The sequence below is a fragment of the Aestuariimicrobium sp. G57 genome, assembly GCF_050110855.1.
Lineage (GTDB): Bacteria > Actinomycetota > Actinomycetes > Propionibacteriales > Propionibacteriaceae > Aestuariimicrobium.
The window spans coordinates 52,251-67,680 of record NZ_JBNINW010000001.1; the positions used below are offsets into that span (position 1 = coordinate 52,251).

At 69.9% G+C, this 15,430-nt stretch carries 11 protein-coding genes; 7 read left to right on the forward strand and 4 right to left on the reverse strand.

Annotation, left to right across the window (positions count from 1 at the left end; genetic code table 11):
* Nucleotides 1-42 precede the first annotated feature (42 nt).
* The 3 genes from ACQCX5_RS00270 (at nucleotide 43) to ACQCX5_RS00280 (ending at nucleotide 5,057) form a co-directional block, all read left to right on the forward strand.
* Nucleotides 43-1,026 carry a thiamine-phosphate kinase gene (locus tag ACQCX5_RS00270; RefSeq protein ID WP_434540029.1) on the forward strand — a complete coding sequence of 328 codons (984 nt, stop codon included), beginning with the start codon at nucleotides 43-45 and terminating at the stop codon, nucleotides 1,024-1,026.
* Nucleotides 1,027-1,114: 88 nt separating this feature from the next.
* Nucleotides 1,115-3,685: a DNA translocase FtsK 4TM domain-containing protein gene (locus ACQCX5_RS00275; RefSeq protein WP_434540030.1), complete on the forward strand. Its 2,571-nt coding sequence runs from the start codon at nucleotides 1,115-1,117 to the stop codon at nucleotides 3,683-3,685.
* A gap of 73 nt (nucleotides 3,686-3,758) precedes the next feature.
* Nucleotides 3,759-5,057 carry a hypothetical protein gene (locus ACQCX5_RS00280; RefSeq protein ID WP_434540031.1) on the forward strand — a complete coding sequence of 433 codons (1,299 nt, stop codon included), beginning with the start codon at nucleotides 3,759-3,761 and terminating at the stop codon, nucleotides 5,055-5,057.
* Nucleotides 5,058-5,080: 23 nt separating this feature from the next.
* On the opposite strand, the gene ACQCX5_RS00285 is transcribed toward ACQCX5_RS00280, so the two are convergent.
* Both ACQCX5_RS00285 and ACQCX5_RS00290 read right to left on the reverse strand, forming a co-directional pair.
* Nucleotides 5,081-6,328 carry an MFS transporter gene (locus tag ACQCX5_RS00285; RefSeq protein WP_434540032.1) on the reverse strand — a complete coding sequence of 416 codons (1,248 nt, stop codon included), beginning with the start codon at nucleotides 6,326-6,328 and terminating at the stop codon, nucleotides 5,081-5,083.
* 35 nt (nucleotides 6,329-6,363) lie between these two features.
* Nucleotides 6,364-6,804: a MarR family winged helix-turn-helix transcriptional regulator gene (locus tag ACQCX5_RS00290; RefSeq protein ID WP_434540033.1), complete on the reverse strand. Its 441-nt coding sequence runs from the start codon at nucleotides 6,802-6,804 to the stop codon at nucleotides 6,364-6,366.
* A 91-nt stretch (nucleotides 6,805-6,895) separates the two neighbouring features.
* Here ACQCX5_RS00290 and rimO point away from each other — a divergent pair, with 91 nt between their 5' ends.
* The 4 genes from rimO to ACQCX5_RS00310 all read left to right on the forward strand — a co-directional run bounded on the left by rimO (nucleotide 6,896) and on the right by ACQCX5_RS00310 (nucleotide 9,844).
* Complete coding sequence (rimO, locus tag ACQCX5_RS00295) at nucleotides 6,896-8,329, forward strand: 30S ribosomal protein S12 methylthiotransferase RimO (protein ID WP_434540034.1); 1,434 nt, start codon at nucleotides 6,896-6,898, stop codon at nucleotides 8,327-8,329.
* Nucleotides 8,330-8,332: 3 nt separating this feature from the next.
* Complete coding sequence (pgsA, locus tag ACQCX5_RS00300; RefSeq protein ID WP_434540035.1) at nucleotides 8,333-8,947, forward strand: CDP-diacylglycerol--glycerol-3-phosphate 3-phosphatidyltransferase; 615 nt, start codon at nucleotides 8,333-8,335, stop codon at nucleotides 8,945-8,947.
* A gap of 31 nt (nucleotides 8,948-8,978) precedes the next feature.
* Nucleotides 8,979-9,461, forward strand: a complete 483-nt coding sequence (locus ACQCX5_RS00305; RefSeq protein ID WP_434540689.1) for a CinA family protein — start codon at nucleotides 8,979-8,981, stop codon at nucleotides 9,459-9,461.
* 113 nt (nucleotides 9,462-9,574) lie between these two features.
* Complete coding sequence (locus ACQCX5_RS00310; RefSeq protein ID WP_434540036.1) at nucleotides 9,575-9,844, forward strand: helix-turn-helix domain-containing protein; 270 nt, start codon at nucleotides 9,575-9,577, stop codon at nucleotides 9,842-9,844.
* 98 nt (nucleotides 9,845-9,942) lie between these two features.
* On the opposite strand, the gene ACQCX5_RS00315 is transcribed toward ACQCX5_RS00310, so the two are convergent.
* Together ACQCX5_RS00315 and ACQCX5_RS00320 are read right to left on the reverse strand one after the other, a co-directional pair.
* A complete protein-coding gene (locus ACQCX5_RS00315; protein WP_434540037.1) occupies nucleotides 9,943-10,707 on the reverse strand; it encodes a DeoR/GlpR family DNA-binding transcription regulator in 765 nt (254 codons plus the stop codon).
* A gap of 176 nt (nucleotides 10,708-10,883) precedes the next feature.
* Nucleotides 10,884-15,407: a DEAD/DEAH box helicase gene (locus ACQCX5_RS00320; protein ID WP_434540038.1), complete on the reverse strand. Its 4,524-nt coding sequence runs from the start codon at nucleotides 15,405-15,407 to the stop codon at nucleotides 10,884-10,886.
* Nucleotides 15,408-15,430: the final 23 nt, after the last annotated feature.

The following is a 15,430-nucleotide window of genomic DNA, read 5'->3' on the forward strand; positions in this document are numbered from 1 at the left end:
CCCACGGTAGCGTGGCAGCGACCCCGAACCACTGGAGGACAGATGACCCCGACCGACGGCACCACAGCGGCTGGAGCGACCCTGGGCGAGGTGGGCGAGTTCGGCCTGCTCGATGACCTGCTGGCCCGGGTGCCGGCCACCCCCGCGGTCTCGATCGGTCCCGGCGACGACGGTGCGGTCTTCCTCGTCAGCGGGTCAGCCGTGGTCAGCACCGACATGCTCGTCGAGGGTGTCCATTTCAAGCGCGACTGGTCCGAGGCCATCGACATCGGCCGCAAGTCGATCGCGGTGAATGCCTCGGACATCGAGGCGATGGGGGCACGTCCCGTCGCCGTCGTGATCGGCCTGGGCGCACCGGCGCAGACACCGGTGCAGTGGATGCGGGGGTTCATGGACGGCGTGCTCGACGAGGCCGAACGGGCCGGGCTCGCGCTGGTCGGCGGTGACACCACCGCGGCGCGCGACATCACCATCTGCGTCACCGTGATCGGTGAGACCGACGGCCTCGCCCCCGTGCGTCGTGCGGGCGCGCAGCCGGGCCAGCTCGTGGCGTTCGCCGGACGGCTCGGCTGGGCCGCCGCGGGGCTCACGACCCTGCAGCGCGGTTTCCGGTCGCCGCGCGCTGCCGTGGCGGCGCAGCGCTCGCCCGAGGTGCCCTACGGCCAGGGCCGCCTCGCCGCCGAGTCCGGCGCCAGCGCCATGATTGACGTCTCGGACGGGCTGCGCGCCGACCTCGGCCACATCGCCGCCGCCTCGGGTGTGGTCATCGACATCGATTCGTCCCTGGTGCCCGTCGACGAACCGCTGCGGGTGGTCGGCCAGGCCACGGGCATCGACCCGTTGCGTTTTGCCCTCAGCGGCGGCGAGGACCAGGCATTGGCCGCCACGTTCGACGAGGGCTTCGTCCCCGCCGGCTGGACCGTCATCGGGCGCGTGCTGCCCCTGGGCGAGGACGGCGCGGCGCACGTGCTGGTCGACGGCGAGGTGCCCGAGGACCCCGAGGGCTGGGTGCATTTCCGGGGCTGAGTCGCCGCGGCTGCCGCAGACCCGGGGTGCCCACCCGGACGGCGTGGCAGCTCGCCCGCCCCCCAGTCCGCGGCGTATCCTGCGGAACATGGCGACCCGCGTGTCTTCCCCACCGCGGGCCAAGAGCAGTGCAAGCCGCTCCACCGGTTCGCGGTCGTCCGGAAAGAAAACCCCCACCCCTCGTTCCCGCACGGCGGCATCGCCGGTGCGGCAGGGCACCAACCCCATCGCCGCCGGCCTCGGCGCCCTGTGGCGCGGGCTCGCGCACCTGGTGGGCAATGCCTTCCGCAGCCTGGGTGACGGGGTCGATGACATCGACCCGGGTGTGCGCCGCGACGGCCAGGGCCTGTTCTGGCTGGGGACGGCCATCATCACGGCCGCCGAGTTCTGGTACGGGCTGCCGCAGCCGGTGGGCACCTGGATCCACGTCGGCTTCACCACCGTGTTCGGTGCCCTCGGCTATGCGCTGCCACTGGTCTTTCTGGCCACCGCCTACCGCACCCTGCGCCACCCCGAACGCAGCGGCACCACCGGACGCCAGCTCATCGGCTGGCTGTGCGCCCTGTTCGGGCTGCTCGGCCTGGTCAACATCTACCAGGGCCTGCCCGGTCCCGCCGACGGCCCCGCGCTGCGTGCCGCGGGCGGCGCACTCGGCTACCTGTCATCGAGCCTGCTGACTGAACTGCTGACCACCTGGGTCGCGGTGCCGCTGCTGGTGTTGCTGGCCCTGTTCGGCGTCATTGTCATCATCGGCATGCCGTTGTCCGAGATGGGGGAGCGGGTCCATGCCTTCCGCGTGCGCGCCGAGGAGCGCCGCGCGGAACGCCCCACCCGCGAGAAGCTCAGGCTCGGGGTCGACGAGGCCTACGATTCGCCGCTGCTGGCCGACCCGCCCGAGGACGACGAGGGCCTCGACCTGTTCGAGCAGACCGACGAGTTCGAGCCCGTCACCCCCACGCCGCGCCAGCCCGTCGCTGCGCAGGCAGCCCCTGCCCCCGAGGTCGAGGAAGTCTTCGACCTGGATGCGTTCAACAGCGCTCCCGAACCCACTGCCGGCGCCGAGCCCGATCCGATGCCGAAGGAGCGCACCACGGCGGGGTTGTCACCAGCAGCCGCTTCGTCCGCAGCCCTCGGCGCACCCGAGCACAGCCCGGCACCCGCAGGTCGCGCCGAGCAGCTCACGCTCACCGGTGACGTGCAGTACATGCTGCCCGAACCGGCGCTGCTCAAGCCCGGCACGACGCCGAAGTCACGCTCGGCAGCCTCGGACGCGGTGGTGGGGCGCCTCACCGAGGTGCTGAACCAGTTCGGCATCGATGCGGCGGTCACCGGCTACACCCGCGGCCCGACGGTCACCCGCTACGAGGTCGAACTCGGCCCCGCGGTGAAGGTCGAGAAGGTCACCGCACTCAGCAAGAACATCGCGTATGCGGTGGCCTCGCCCGACGTGCGCATCCTGTCGCCGATCCCCGGCAAGTCCGCGATCGGCATTGAGATCCCGAACCAGGACAAAGAGGTGGTCTCGCTCGGCGACGTGCTGCGTTCGTCGAAGGCCGTCAATGACCACCACCCCATGACCGTGGGACTGGGCAAGAACGTCGAGGGCGGCTTCATGGTGGCCAACATGGCCAAGATGCCGCACCTGCTGGTGGCCGGTGCCACCGGTTCGGGCAAATCGAGCTTCATCAACTCGCTGATCACCTCGATCATGATGCGTGCCACACCCGACGAGGTGCGCATGATCCTGGTCGACCCCAAGCGTGTCGAACTGACCCACTACGAGGGCATCCCGCACCTGGTCACCCCGATCATCACGAACCCGAAGAAGGCGGCCGATGCGCTGCAATGGGTCGTGCGCGAGATGGACATGCGCTACGACGACCTCGCCAACTTCGGCTTCCGCCACGTCGACGACTTCAACAAGGCCGTCCGTGCGGGCCAGGTGAAGCTGCCCGAGGGTTCGGAACGCGATCTGGCGCCCTACCCGTACCTGCTCGTGGTCGTCGACGAGCTCGCCGACCTGATGATGGTCGCCCCCCGCGATGTCGAGGACTCGATCGTCCGCATCACCCAGCTGGCACGCGCCGCGGGCATCCACCTGGTGCTGGCCACACAGCGTCCGTCGACCGACGTGGTCACGGGCCTGATCAAGGCCAACGTGCCGTCGCGGTTGGCGTTCGCGACCAGTTCGATGACCGACTCGCGCGTCATCCTCGACCAGCCGGGTGCCGAGAAGCTGGTGGGCCAGGGCGACGGGCTCTTCCTGCCGATGGGCGCCGGCAAACCGGTGCGCGTGCAGGGCGCCTGGGTCACCGAGCACGAGATCCGCGAGGTCGCCGACCGCATCAAGACCCAGGTGAAGCCCCAGTACCGCGAGGATGTCGTGGCGCCCGCCGGTGGGTCGGCGAAGCCGGCCGAGGACATCGGGGACGACCTCGAACTGGTCATTGATGCCGCCCGCCTGGTGGTCGAGCTGAACCTGGGTTCGACGTCGATGCTGCAGCGCAAGCTGCGGGTCGGGTTCGCGAAGGCAGGCCGGCTCATGGACATCCTGGAGACCCGCGGTGTCGTCGGCCCCTCGGAGGGGTCGAAGCCACGCGAGGTGCTGGTGAAGCTGGACGACCTGGACGAGGTCATCGCCAACCTGCAGCAGGGATGAGCCCGGCGGGCGTCGGCGGCTGTGGGGCAGTCGTGGGTAGGCACGGATTGTGACGAGAATTACACTGTGATGCATGGGTGCCTACCGGGGTACCGGCCTGGGGATGTGGCCGTCGGACGATGAATTCGCCGAGGACGAGCTTGACGAGCTTGCCCCGGGGAACATCGCCGAGGACGCGGATGGTTTCGGCAAGGACGTCGATGCGGACTTCAAGGAGTTCGTGGCGCGGACGGCGGACGAGACCTCGCGGCTGGCCTTCCTGCTGACGGGCGACGCCGGCCGGGCCGCGTCGCTGGTCGAACATGCCTACGCCGACATGCGCCCCGGCTTCCGCCCGTCCGACGAGGACGGCGCACGGCGCCAGGTGCGCACGAAACTGGTCGCCCGGTGGAGCCGGCAGCGCGACGCCACGCTGGCCGACCTCGACGTGATCAAGGACAAGGGCTGGCCGAGCGTGCGGGTCTCGCAGGACGCAGTGGCCGACGAGTTCACCCACCGGCGGACTCGGCGCGGGGTGATCGTGGGGGCGCTCGCGCTGGCCGGGCTGGGCCTGGGTGCCTGGGGCACGCGCGAACTGATCCTGGGGGCCGGGGCCGAACCCGGTGACGCGGCGACCTCGCCGACCCCGACGCCCACCGTGTGGCGGGGGCGCCGGGCTGAACGGGTGGTCGAAGCCTGGACGGTGCAGCTGACGGCACGCGCGGCCGTGACCATCGAGGTGGTCCGGGCATTCCCCCACGACCACGCACGGGTGGTCTGGGGCAGTCGGGTGCTGGCCCAGCTGCCGCTGGGTGCTGGGGACCAGATGGCCCGGGCCGTGAACCCGTGGAACTGGCGCGAGCACCTCGTGCTCGTCACCTCGGGCGTCTCACAGTTCCTGCACCTGGATGCCGGCCAGGGGAGGGTGTGGGGCATGCGGCAGCGGTCGCTGGGGGAGCAGTCGATCGGTGTGGCCCTGATCGACGCCGACACGCCGCCACCCGCCGTCGTGCGGGGACTCAGTTCGGGAGTGGTCACCGAGTGGCCTTCGGGAACTGCCCGTGGGGTGCGGTTCGGCATGCTGGACATCTGGGCCTACCTCACCGACCGGCTGACTGCGGCCTATGACCGGGAGCTGGCCAGCGCCGGGGTGCCCCGGCCCGGGACACCGCAGATCGTGCGCTTCCGCGGCGGCATCCGTGTGTACTGCCTCGAGGGCCCCCAGCAGCCGCGGCCAACACTCGTCCAACCCCGGGATGCCACGGTCGAACTGCGGCGCACCCTCGGGCGTGAGGGGGTGTGGATGGCGCTGGTGGTGGGCCCGGCCGAGGCGACCCCGAGCGTCACGTGGACCGATTCGGACGGACTGGAACGCACGGTGTCGCTGGCCTGAGTTGCTGGCGTGAACCCTGCCGCTCAGGCGTCGCCGACGCTGATCGCCATGGCCTCGTCCGCGGGGGTCTCGACCAGGTGCTGGTCGATGCGGTGCAGGTGGGGACGGTTGACCGCCAGCACGATGCATGAGGCGGCCAGCGCCACGATGGCGACCAGGAACGGTGCAGGGGCACCGAACTGGGCAGCGATCGGGCCGGCCACGCCGGCCGAGACCGCACCGCCCAGGAAGCGGACACCGGAGTATGCCGAGGAGGCGACGCCACGGGGCAGGTCGGTGGCCTCCATGACCGACTCCGTGAAGACGGTGTTCAGCACACCGATGAGCAGGCCACCTGCCGCGATGCCGACGATGAGCACGACGAAATCGTGCACCGAGAGCGCCAACAGTGCCAGGTCAGCGGCGAACAGCACCATGGTGGTGACCAGTACGTTCGTGCGACCGAAACGGGCCATCAGCACAGGGGCGACCAGCACCGAGGTGATGGCGACCGACAGGCCCCAGCCGAAGAAGACGAATCCCAGCTCGCGTGGGCCGATGTGCAGGCCGGCCTCGGCGCCCGCTGCCTCGACGGGGAAGGGGGCATAGGCGAGCAGCGCGAAGAACGCGTAGTTGTAGAACACGGCGGCCATGGCGAGCGTGCGCAGGGCCGGGTGCCTGAGTGCCGAGAAGCTCTGCGTCAGCGTGGCCTGCTGGGCCGGACGAGGGGTGCGGGGCAGCAGGACGGCGATGAGCAGGAACCCGATCGCCATGAGGGCCGCGGTGCCGAAGAATGGCCCACGCCACGAGATGTCACCGAGCAGTCCACCCAGCAGCGGACCGGTGGCCAGGCCCACGCCCATGGCGGCCTCGTACAGCATGATCGCCCCACTGATACCACCGGAGGCCGAACCGACGATGGCCGCGAGCGCGGTCGAGATGAACAGCGCATTGCCCAGGCCCCACCCGGCGCGGAAGCCGATGATCTGGTTGACGGTGTCCGAGCCGCCGGCAGCGGTCGCGAACACCACGATCAGGGCGAGCCCCAGCAGCAGCGTCTTCCTGGCCCCGAGCCGGCTCGAGACCCAGCTGGTGAACAGCATGGCGATGCCGGTGATGACCAGGTAGCTGGTGAACAACAGCATTGCCTGGCTGGGCGAGGCGTCCAGCTCGTTGCTGATGGCGGGCAGGATCGGGTCGACCAGGCCGATGCCCATGAATGCGGTGACGCACGCGAAAGCGACGGCCCAGACGGCCTTGGGTTGTTTCAGGAAGCTGCCGGTGGAGCTCATGTGTTCCTTTCAGCGGGTTGCTGGGGGTGGTGGGGTCAGGCGTGATCGTCCATGAGGGCGGTCAGGATGGTGGTCGCCTCGGCGAGGATGGCGAGTTGCCCGGGCGTCAGGTCGCTGAGCAGCGGTGTGACCACCTCGCTGCCGCGGCGGCGGTGCTGGTGCAGGGCCTCGCGGCCGGCGTCGGTGAGCTCGAGCAGTGAGGCGCGACCGTCGTCCGGGTCGGGACGACGTGCGATCAAGCCGTCGGCGCCCATGCGGCGCAGCAGGGCGGTGGCGGTCGGCTGGCTCACCAGGTCGATGGCGGCGAAGTCGGTCACCCGCAGCGGCTGGTGCTCGTCGAAGATCGCCAGCGCCCGCCAGACGGGCAGTGACGGGGTGTCGATGGTGTCGCTGAACTGGCCGGCGCGCTGTCGCACGAGCCGGTTGAACCGGGCCGTCGCAGTGATCAGCGCGGTGGCAAGGTCGGACGTGGACATGTGACTAGATTACATAGGTAACCTATGTATCGCAATCCCGGGAGGCTGGTCGAGTGGCTCGATGCGGTTCGCAGGGCGCTCGTGGCGCATAATGGTTCAGATGTCCACGCTCACCAACGTCCACCTCGTCACGCTAGGCTGCGCCCGCAACGAGGTCGATTCCGAAGAACTCGCCGCCCGACTCGAGGCAGGCGGGTTCCGCCTTGTTGACGAGGCCGAAGATGCCGATGCCGTGATGGTCAACACCTGCGGCTTCGTCGAACAGGCCAAGAAGGACTCGGTGGACACCCTGCTCGAGGCCGCCGACCTGAAGGACCAGGGTCGCGCCAAGGCCGTCGTGGCGGTGGGTTGTATGGCCGAGCGCTACGGCAGCGAACTGGCCGACTCGATGCCCGAGGCCGATGCGGTGCTCGGCTTCGATTCCTATGCCGACATCGCCGACCGGCTCACGACCATCCTCAATGGTGGCCACCTCGAGGCCCACGCCCCCCGCGACCGGCGCACCCTGCTGCCGATCACCCCGGTGAAACGCCGCGAGGCCGCCGCCGGTGTCGCGGTGCCGGGGCATGCCGACCTGCCGTCGGGGGTGGCCCCGGCCACCGGCCCGCGCACATTGCGCAAGCGGCTGGGCAACAGCCCGTATGCGCCGTTGAAGATCGCTTCCGGTTGTGATCGACGGTGTGCGTTCTGCGCCATCCCGCGGTTCCGCGGGTCGTACCTGTCGCGCACCCCCGACGAGATTGTCGACGAGGCGCGTTGGCTGGTCGACCATGGCGTGCACGAAGTGTTCCTGGTCAGCGAGAACTCCTCGTCCTATGGCAAGGACCTCGGCGACATCCGCCTGCTCGAGAAGCTGCTGGGTGACCTGTCGAAGGTGGACGGGCTGGACTGGATTCGCGTGTCGTACCTGCAGCCTGCCGAGATCCGTCCGACCCTGATCGACGCCATGGTGTCGACCGACAAGGTCGTCCCGTACTTCGACCTGAGCTTCCAGCACGCCTCGGGGCCGCTGCTGCGCCGCATGCGCCGTTTCGGCGACGCGGACTCGTTCCTGGGGCTGGTCGAGCAGATCCGCCGCCAGGTGCCGCACGCCGGCATCCGGTCGAACGTGATCGCCGGGTTCCCCGGTGAGACCGAGCAGGACGTTGACGTGCTGAAGGGGTTCCTGAACGAGGCACGCCTCGACGTCGTGGGCGTGTTCGCATACTCGGATGAGGACCACACCGAGGGGGCGACCATGGACGGGCACCTCGACCAGGAGGTCATCGAAGAGCGTGCCGCAGAACTGTCCGACCTGGCTGCTGAGCTGTGTGCGCAGCGCGCCGAGGACCGGCTGGGTGAGGTGACCACGGTGCTCATCGAGTCCCGCGACGGGGGAGCGGCCGTGGGCCGCGCCGAGTTCCAGGGGCCTGAGGTCGACGGCACGGTCACCATCCCCGACTGTGACGCCGGGGTCGGCGAGTTCGTCATCGCAGCGCTCGTGGACGCCGACGGCGTCGACCTGACCGGCGAACTGGTGGGCTGAGCGATGGCAGACGTGCACCCGGCGGACGATGGGGCCACCAGGCCCAGCCAGTGGAACGTGCCGAACGTGCTCACGGCGATCCGGGTGCTGCTGGTGCCGGTGTTCGCGTGGATGCTGCTGTCGCACCCCCACGACCAGACCTGGCGGTGGTGGACGACGCTGGTGTTCATCGTCGCGATCCTCACCGACTTCGCCGATGGGCGCATCGCCCGCAAGTACAACCTGGTCACGGACTTCGGCAAGCTGTGGGACCCGATCGCCGACAAGGCCTTGACGGGGATGGCCTTCGTCGGGTTGAGCATCATCGGTGAACTGCAGTGGTGGGTGACCGCGATCATCCTCATTCGCGAATGGGGCATCACCTGGCTGCGCCAGTCGCTGCTCAAGTACGACTTCGTGATGGCCGCCAACAAGGGCGGCAAGTTGAAGACGCTGACCCAGTCACTCGCACTCATCCTGTACCTGACGTGGCTGCCGCAGCAGCCCGTCGTGGTGCAGTGGCTCGGCTGGTTGCTCATGGCCGCGGCGTTCGTGCTCACCGTCGTGACCGGACTGGACTACGTACGGGCCGCCCGCAGGCACCGCGCCGCCTGGCGCGCTGAGCACGGTCAGGGCTGAGCCCGCGGTGCCAGCGACGCCGGTGCTGTCGATGGACGACCTCGTCGCGCAGGCCCATCAGGTCGTGGTGGCGCTGGTGGCCCACGGGCAGACGGTCGCAGCCTGTGAATCATTGACCGGTGGACTGGCCGCCGCCGCGCTGACATCGGTGCCCGGCTCATCGGCGACGGTGCGCGGCGCGCTGGTGACCTATGCGACCGAGCTGAAAACCACGCTGGCCGGTGTCGATGAGCAATTGGTCGCACGAGACGGCGTGGTCAGTGAATCAGTGGCGCGCGCCATGGCCGAGGGTTGCCGTGTGCGGCTCGGCTCGTCCATCGGGATGTCGTGCACCGGGGTCGCCGGCCCGGGCCCCCAGGACGGCGCGCCCGCCGGGACGGTCTGGATCGCGGTGGCGGGCAGGAACGGGACAACAGCGCGCCGATTGTCGCTGACGGGCGACCGCGAAGCTGTGCGTCGGGGCACGGTGGCGGCCTTGTTCGACGAGGTGCTGCAGCTGCTGCGCGGCGTCTGAAGCGCGGGGCCCATGAGAGGCGTTTCGCGCGTCGGGAATGGACCGGGCCGGTTCAGCGTTGAGCCGAATGCGTCACGCGTACTCCGGGGTGGCGCAGGAAGAGGGGCGGACGAATGAAGCCTGTACTGGTTCGAGAACTGATTGGTGAAACGCTGCGCGAGGAGCGCTTCGCGCAGGGGCGAACGCTGCGCGATGTCAGCGGCGCCGCGCGGGTGAGCCTTGGCTACCTCTCCGAGGTGGAGCGTGGGCAGAAGGAGGCGTCCAGCGAACTGCTGGCCTCGATCTGCCAGGCGCTCGACGTGCCGCTGTCGTCCCTGCTCATGACGGTGGGCAACAAGCTCGCCGCTGCGGAACTCAAGACGCGCCTCGCGAAGGCAGCCTGATCGCATTCGTGCGCCGTTGAGGCGGACGCACGCGGCCGCACCACGTCGCCCTGATGGGCGCGTCGGGTGCGGCCGTTTTGCGTTGTCGGCGCGGTCGCTCAGGTGATGTCCGGCACGTCGACGACGATGACGTCGACACCCGCATTGCGGATGCGTTGGAGTTCGGCCTCATTGGCGGCCAGCGAATCGGTGATCAGCATGTCGATGTCGGTCAGCTGCGCGAGCCGTGCGAGCGTGACGACGCCGATCTTGGTGCTGTCGGCGACGCAGATGACCCGCTGGGCCCTCTCGATCATCGTGTGGTTCGTACCGGCCTCCACGTCGTCGTGCGTGGTCAGGCCACCCTGCACGCTGACCCCATCGCAGCCGACGATCGCCGTGCCCACGTTGATCTGTCGGAAGGTCGACTCCGTGAGCGATCCGACAAGTTCGAGTGAGGTGGCGCGCAGGATGCCGCCGGCGATGAGCACCCGGTTCTGGCCGTGGGCCGCTGCCTCGATGGCGAGGCCGACCGAGTTGGTGACCAGGGTGAGGTCGCGGCGGTGGTCCAGGGCCCGGAGCACCTCGGTGGTGGTGGTGCCACCGGTCATGGCGAGTGCATGCTTGCCCCGCGGCAACTGCTCGACCGCAACCCTGGCGATCGCCCGTTTGGCGAGCTGGTTGCGCCCGTCGCGCAGGTTCACCGGCAGTTCGCCGCCCGTGGGCAGCGCGGTGGCGCCGCCGTGGGTGCGGACCAGCAGCCCCTGCTCGGCCAGTGTTCCGACGTCGCGGCGGATGGTGGCAGCAGACGCGTGCAGTTCGTGGGCCAGGTCGCGCAGTTGCACGTCCCCACGCTCAGAGACCAGCTGCAGCAATCTCACCATGCGGTGCGAGCGCACGGCGGACGGGGACTGAGGGGAAGGGGTGTCAGGCACTGATGCTCCGGTGAATCAGGTCGGGCGGATGAAGTGATCGTAGTCCGCTCACCCGATGAGTGGAAGCGCTGAACGCATGTTGCTCACTCGTGCACTGCGTCCAGCAATACGCTCAGCCCACCTCGTCAGGCGGTGGGCACCACCCGGTAGCCACGCGGGGTCATCCTGAAGCCGGCCTGTTCGAGCAGCGGGCCGAAGTGCCGGTCGCCCAGCACGTCGACACCGTTCCAGCGTTCGATGCTGATCTGGCTCACCCGGCGCTGGTGCACGCAGTCGGCCAGCGCAGCGAGTGCACGGGCCAACGTGTCCGGGCTCGGGGATTCGAAGCTCAGCAGGGTGTGCGCGCCACGCTCGACGAACAGCACCGGATGGCCATCATGCAGCACGACCAGCGCGCCGGCCTTGCGGCTGGGGCGGTGCCCCGGGGTGGGGGGCCAGGGCAGGGCGGCGCCGTACGGGTTCGCCGGGTCGCAGGCCGCGAGCACCACGGGCGGCTGGGCGGGGTCCGACGGCATGGCCCGCAGCCGGTCGATGGCGCCGGGGAGTGCGAACTGGGCGGCACCGAGCCCGTCGACGATGTGGCCGCGGCGCACGGCGCCCTGGTCTTCCAGCTGCGCCAGCACCCGGTAGGCGGGTTGAAAGCTCGTCCAGAACGGTTCGCTGGTGACGGCACCCCGGGTGAGCACGCCGTGCCGGTGCAGTGCGATGGTCGCCTGTTGCACGGCTTCGACGGTCGCGGTGGCGTCGGGCTGGGATGCGCTGCTCGCTCGTACCAGCGACCAGCGCCCGGGCAGGGTCGGTGCGGCCAGGCGACCCGGACGAGGCAGGCTGCGGCGCTGCATCCGCGGGCGGCGGGGCGAGCGGAGGGCTGGGGCGCCCCGCTGGTTCTGTCCCCGGGTCGACCTGCCCAGTTCGCGCACCGCCTGCAGGCTGTCGGCCGTCACGACGCCACGCCAGACGAGCTCCCACAGGGCGTCAACGTCCTCGCCGGTGGGCAGGCCGTCACACAATTCGGCCAACGACCACGCACCACCGCCGGCCAGCCGGGCGGCGAGCGAGGTGGCCCGCTCGCCCATCGCCGGGGTGTCGGCGTCTGCCGGTGGCAGCACCACCATGTCGGCTGGCCACAGCGCCAGCCACCCGTCGCCAGTGCCGATCGCGCTGGTGCCGCACCAGACCACCTCGCCGCCGGCAATCGCCTGGTCGAGCAGGTGCGGCTGGTAGTCGGCCACGCGGGCAGGCAGCACGAACGACTCGAGCATCGAGGCCGGGATGGGCCACCCCGCGAGCGCATCGACGGTGGCCGCGAGGGCATCGGGCCCAGAGCCCGGTTCGTCCAGCTCATGCCAGCCGATCAGGAAGCGGGCGAGCTGGGGCTGCTCGACCGGCTCGACTTCGGAGCGCAGCAGCGCGAGCGTGCGACGCTTCACCCGGGCCACCACGTCGGGGTGCCACCACGTGTCGTCGAAGACGACCAGGCCGAGTTCGGGCTGCAGGTGCAGGAGTAGCTGGTGTGCTGTGGCAGCAGAGAGTCCCCAGCGTGCGGCGAGGTCGTCGGCACGCACACCGCAGCGGTGGCGCACCTGCCGGGTCACCAGCCGGGCCAGGGCGGCCTGTGCGCCGGGACCGGGGACGTCGCCGTAGCCGGGCGGTGAAGGCACCCCCAACGCGTCGCGCACCAGCCCCAGGTCGTCGACGGTGCAATAGAACTGCTGGGCGGCGATGCGGACAGCTGCCACCCGGCGGGCGGCCAGCAACTCGGCGAGCCAGTGGGTGGCCGCCCCCGGTTCGGCACGCTCGGCGCATTCCTCGGCGGTGAGCGGCCCCAGCGTGCGGACCACGTCCCACAGCTGCTCGGCCGTCGAGGCCCGTGCGCCCTGGGACGTGCGCTGCAGGTCTGCCTCGACCTGGGCGATGGCCGTCGGGTCGAGCAGTGTCTCGGTGCCATCGCGGCCGAGCAGCTCTGCCAGCAACCCGGCATCTACGTTGAGGGCTGCCAGCCGCCGTTCGGCCAGCGGCTGGTCGGTGTCATAGAGGAACTCGCCGACGTAGCCGAACATCAGGTTGCGTGCGAACGGTGAGGGGCGTTCGGTCTCACAGAGCACCACCCGGACGCGCCTGGCGGCGATGGCACCGAGCAGTTCCACGAGGCCTGGCATGTCGAAGACGTCCTCGAGGCATTCGCGCAGCGTCTCGAGGATGATCGGGAAGTCCTGGTGGCGGCTGGCGACCTGGAGCAGCTGGTGGGCGCGTTGACGCTGGCGCCACAGGGGCGTGCGTCGTCCGGGGTCGAGACGGGGCAGCAGCAGGGCGCGAGAGGCGCACTCACGGAAACGGGCGGCAAACAGCGCCGAGCCGTAGACCTCATCAGTGACCAGGGCAGCCACCTGGTCGGGGTCGGCGACCAGCAGTTCGAGCCCGGGCGGGTCATCGAGATCGGGAACGCTGATCACGATGCCGTCGTTCGCAGCCCAGGCCCTGACCTCGGGCCCATAGCGCCCCCGTGCGGTGGCTTCGACGGCCAGGGCCCATGGCGTGAGCACGGCAGCCCCCCAGGGGCAGTGCAGCACCACGCGCCAGTCGCCGAGCTCATCGCGGAACCGCTCGACGACCAGCGTCGAGTCGCTGGGCACCACGCCCGTGGCCCGGCGCTGTTCGGTGAGGTGGGCACGAAGGTTCGTGATGGCGGGTTCATCGAGCAGGGCGAGCGTTTCGCCCACCTCGGCCGGCTCGTGCTGCGCCTCGATGGCTCGCGTGAACGCGCCCATGGCGCGCCCCAGCCCGGACGGTCGCCAGGCCGAATCGCCCTTCCAGAACGGCAGCCGGCCGGGGGCACCTGCCGCGGGGGAGACCAGCACCTGGTGCGGTGTGATGTCCTCGATCCGCCAGCTGGACGTGCCGAGCGTGAACACGTCACCGACCCGCGATTCGTGCACCATTTCTTCGTCGAGTTCACCGACACGCCGCCCGGGGGTGCCCGGCTCGCCGACCAGGAAGACACCGAACAGCCCGCGGTCGGGGATCGTGCCGCCGCTGGTGGTGACGAGGCGACGCGCCCCCGGTCGTGCCCGCAGTTCGTCGGTGGCCCGGTCATGCACGAGCCGGGGTCGCAACTCGGCGAAGTCCTCGCTGGGATAGCGGCCCGTCAGCATGTCGAGCACGGCGTCGAAGACCGGCCGGGTCAGCTCGGCGAAGGCCTGGCAGCGGCGCACCAGGGTGAATGCCGACGTTGCCGTGACGGGGGTGTCGATTGCCATCGATACCAGGTGCTGGGCGAGCACATCGAGCGGGTTGCGCAGTTCGTGGACGGGTTCGATGTGGCCTGCCAGCATTTCGCGGGTGACCACCGCCGACTCGAGCAGGTCACTGCGGTGGGTGGGCAGGATGATGCCCCGTGAGACGGCACCGACCTGGTGGCCCGCGCGCCCGACCCGCTGCAGTGCCGATGAGACCGACGGCGGCGACGCCACCTGCACCACCAGGTCGATGCTGCCCATGTCGATGCCCAGCTCGAGCGACGACGTGGCGACGACGCAGGGCAGCCGTCCGGCCTTGAGGTCACTCTCGATTTCTGTGCGTCGTTCCTTGGACACCGAACCATGGTGGGCGCGGGCGATGACCGGGAAATTGGTGCCCTCGAAGCCTGCCGACGCCCCGGACTGCCCCATGACCCGGGCGGGGGGCGGCACATCACCGGGGTCGTCGGCGCCCAGGTCGATCGCGTGCAACTCGTTGAGGTGCGCCGTCAGCCGCTCGGCCACCCGCCGGGAATTCACAAAGCAGAGCGTGGTGCGGTGGGCCGTGATCAACTCGAACAGCCGTTGCTCGAGGAAGGGCCAGATGGAACGATTCGGGTCGGTCGCGCCATCGTCGGAAGGCAGGCTGAGGTCGGTCATGTCCTCGACGGGCACCTGGACGGACAGCTGCCACTGTTTGGCCGAGCCGGGCTGCAACACCGCCACGTTGCGGCCACCAGCCAGGAAGCGTGCGACTGTCCCGGGCGGGTTGACGGTGGCCGAGAGCCCGATCCGCTGGAATGGTCGACCGACCAGCGCTTCGAGGCGTTCGAGTGACAGTTGCAGGTGCACACCCCGCTTCGTGCCGGCCAGGGCGTGGACCTCGTCGACAATCACCGTCGTGAGCTCGTCGAAAATGGTGTGGGACTGGCTCGACAGCAGCAGGAACAACGACTCGGGTGTGGTGATCAGGATGTCGGGGGGATGTGCCACGAGCTGGCGGCGTTCTGCCGCTGTCGAGTCACCTGAGCGGCTGGCGACGGTGATGCCCGGCGAGGCCACGCCCAACCGTTGCGCGGCGAGCTCGACACCCCGTAGCGGTGCCGTCAGGTTGCGCTGTACATCGCTGGCCAGCGCCTTCAACGGCGAGATGTAGAGCACCTGCACCTTTCGCGCGGCACGTTGGCGGGCCACCTCGACGTCGGGGCGGGTGCTCAACCGGTCGATGCTGGACAGGAACGCGGCGAGGGTCTTGCCCGAGCCGGTGGGTGCGACCAGCAGGCAGTGCTGTCCCTGATCGATGGCACGCCACGCGGACACCTGCGCCTGGGTCGGCGCGTCAAAGGCGTCACTGAACCAGGCCCGGACGGGCTCGCTGAACGTCTGCAGGACGTCGTCGGGTGCACTGGTCATGGCACACATGCTGTCACCACCTT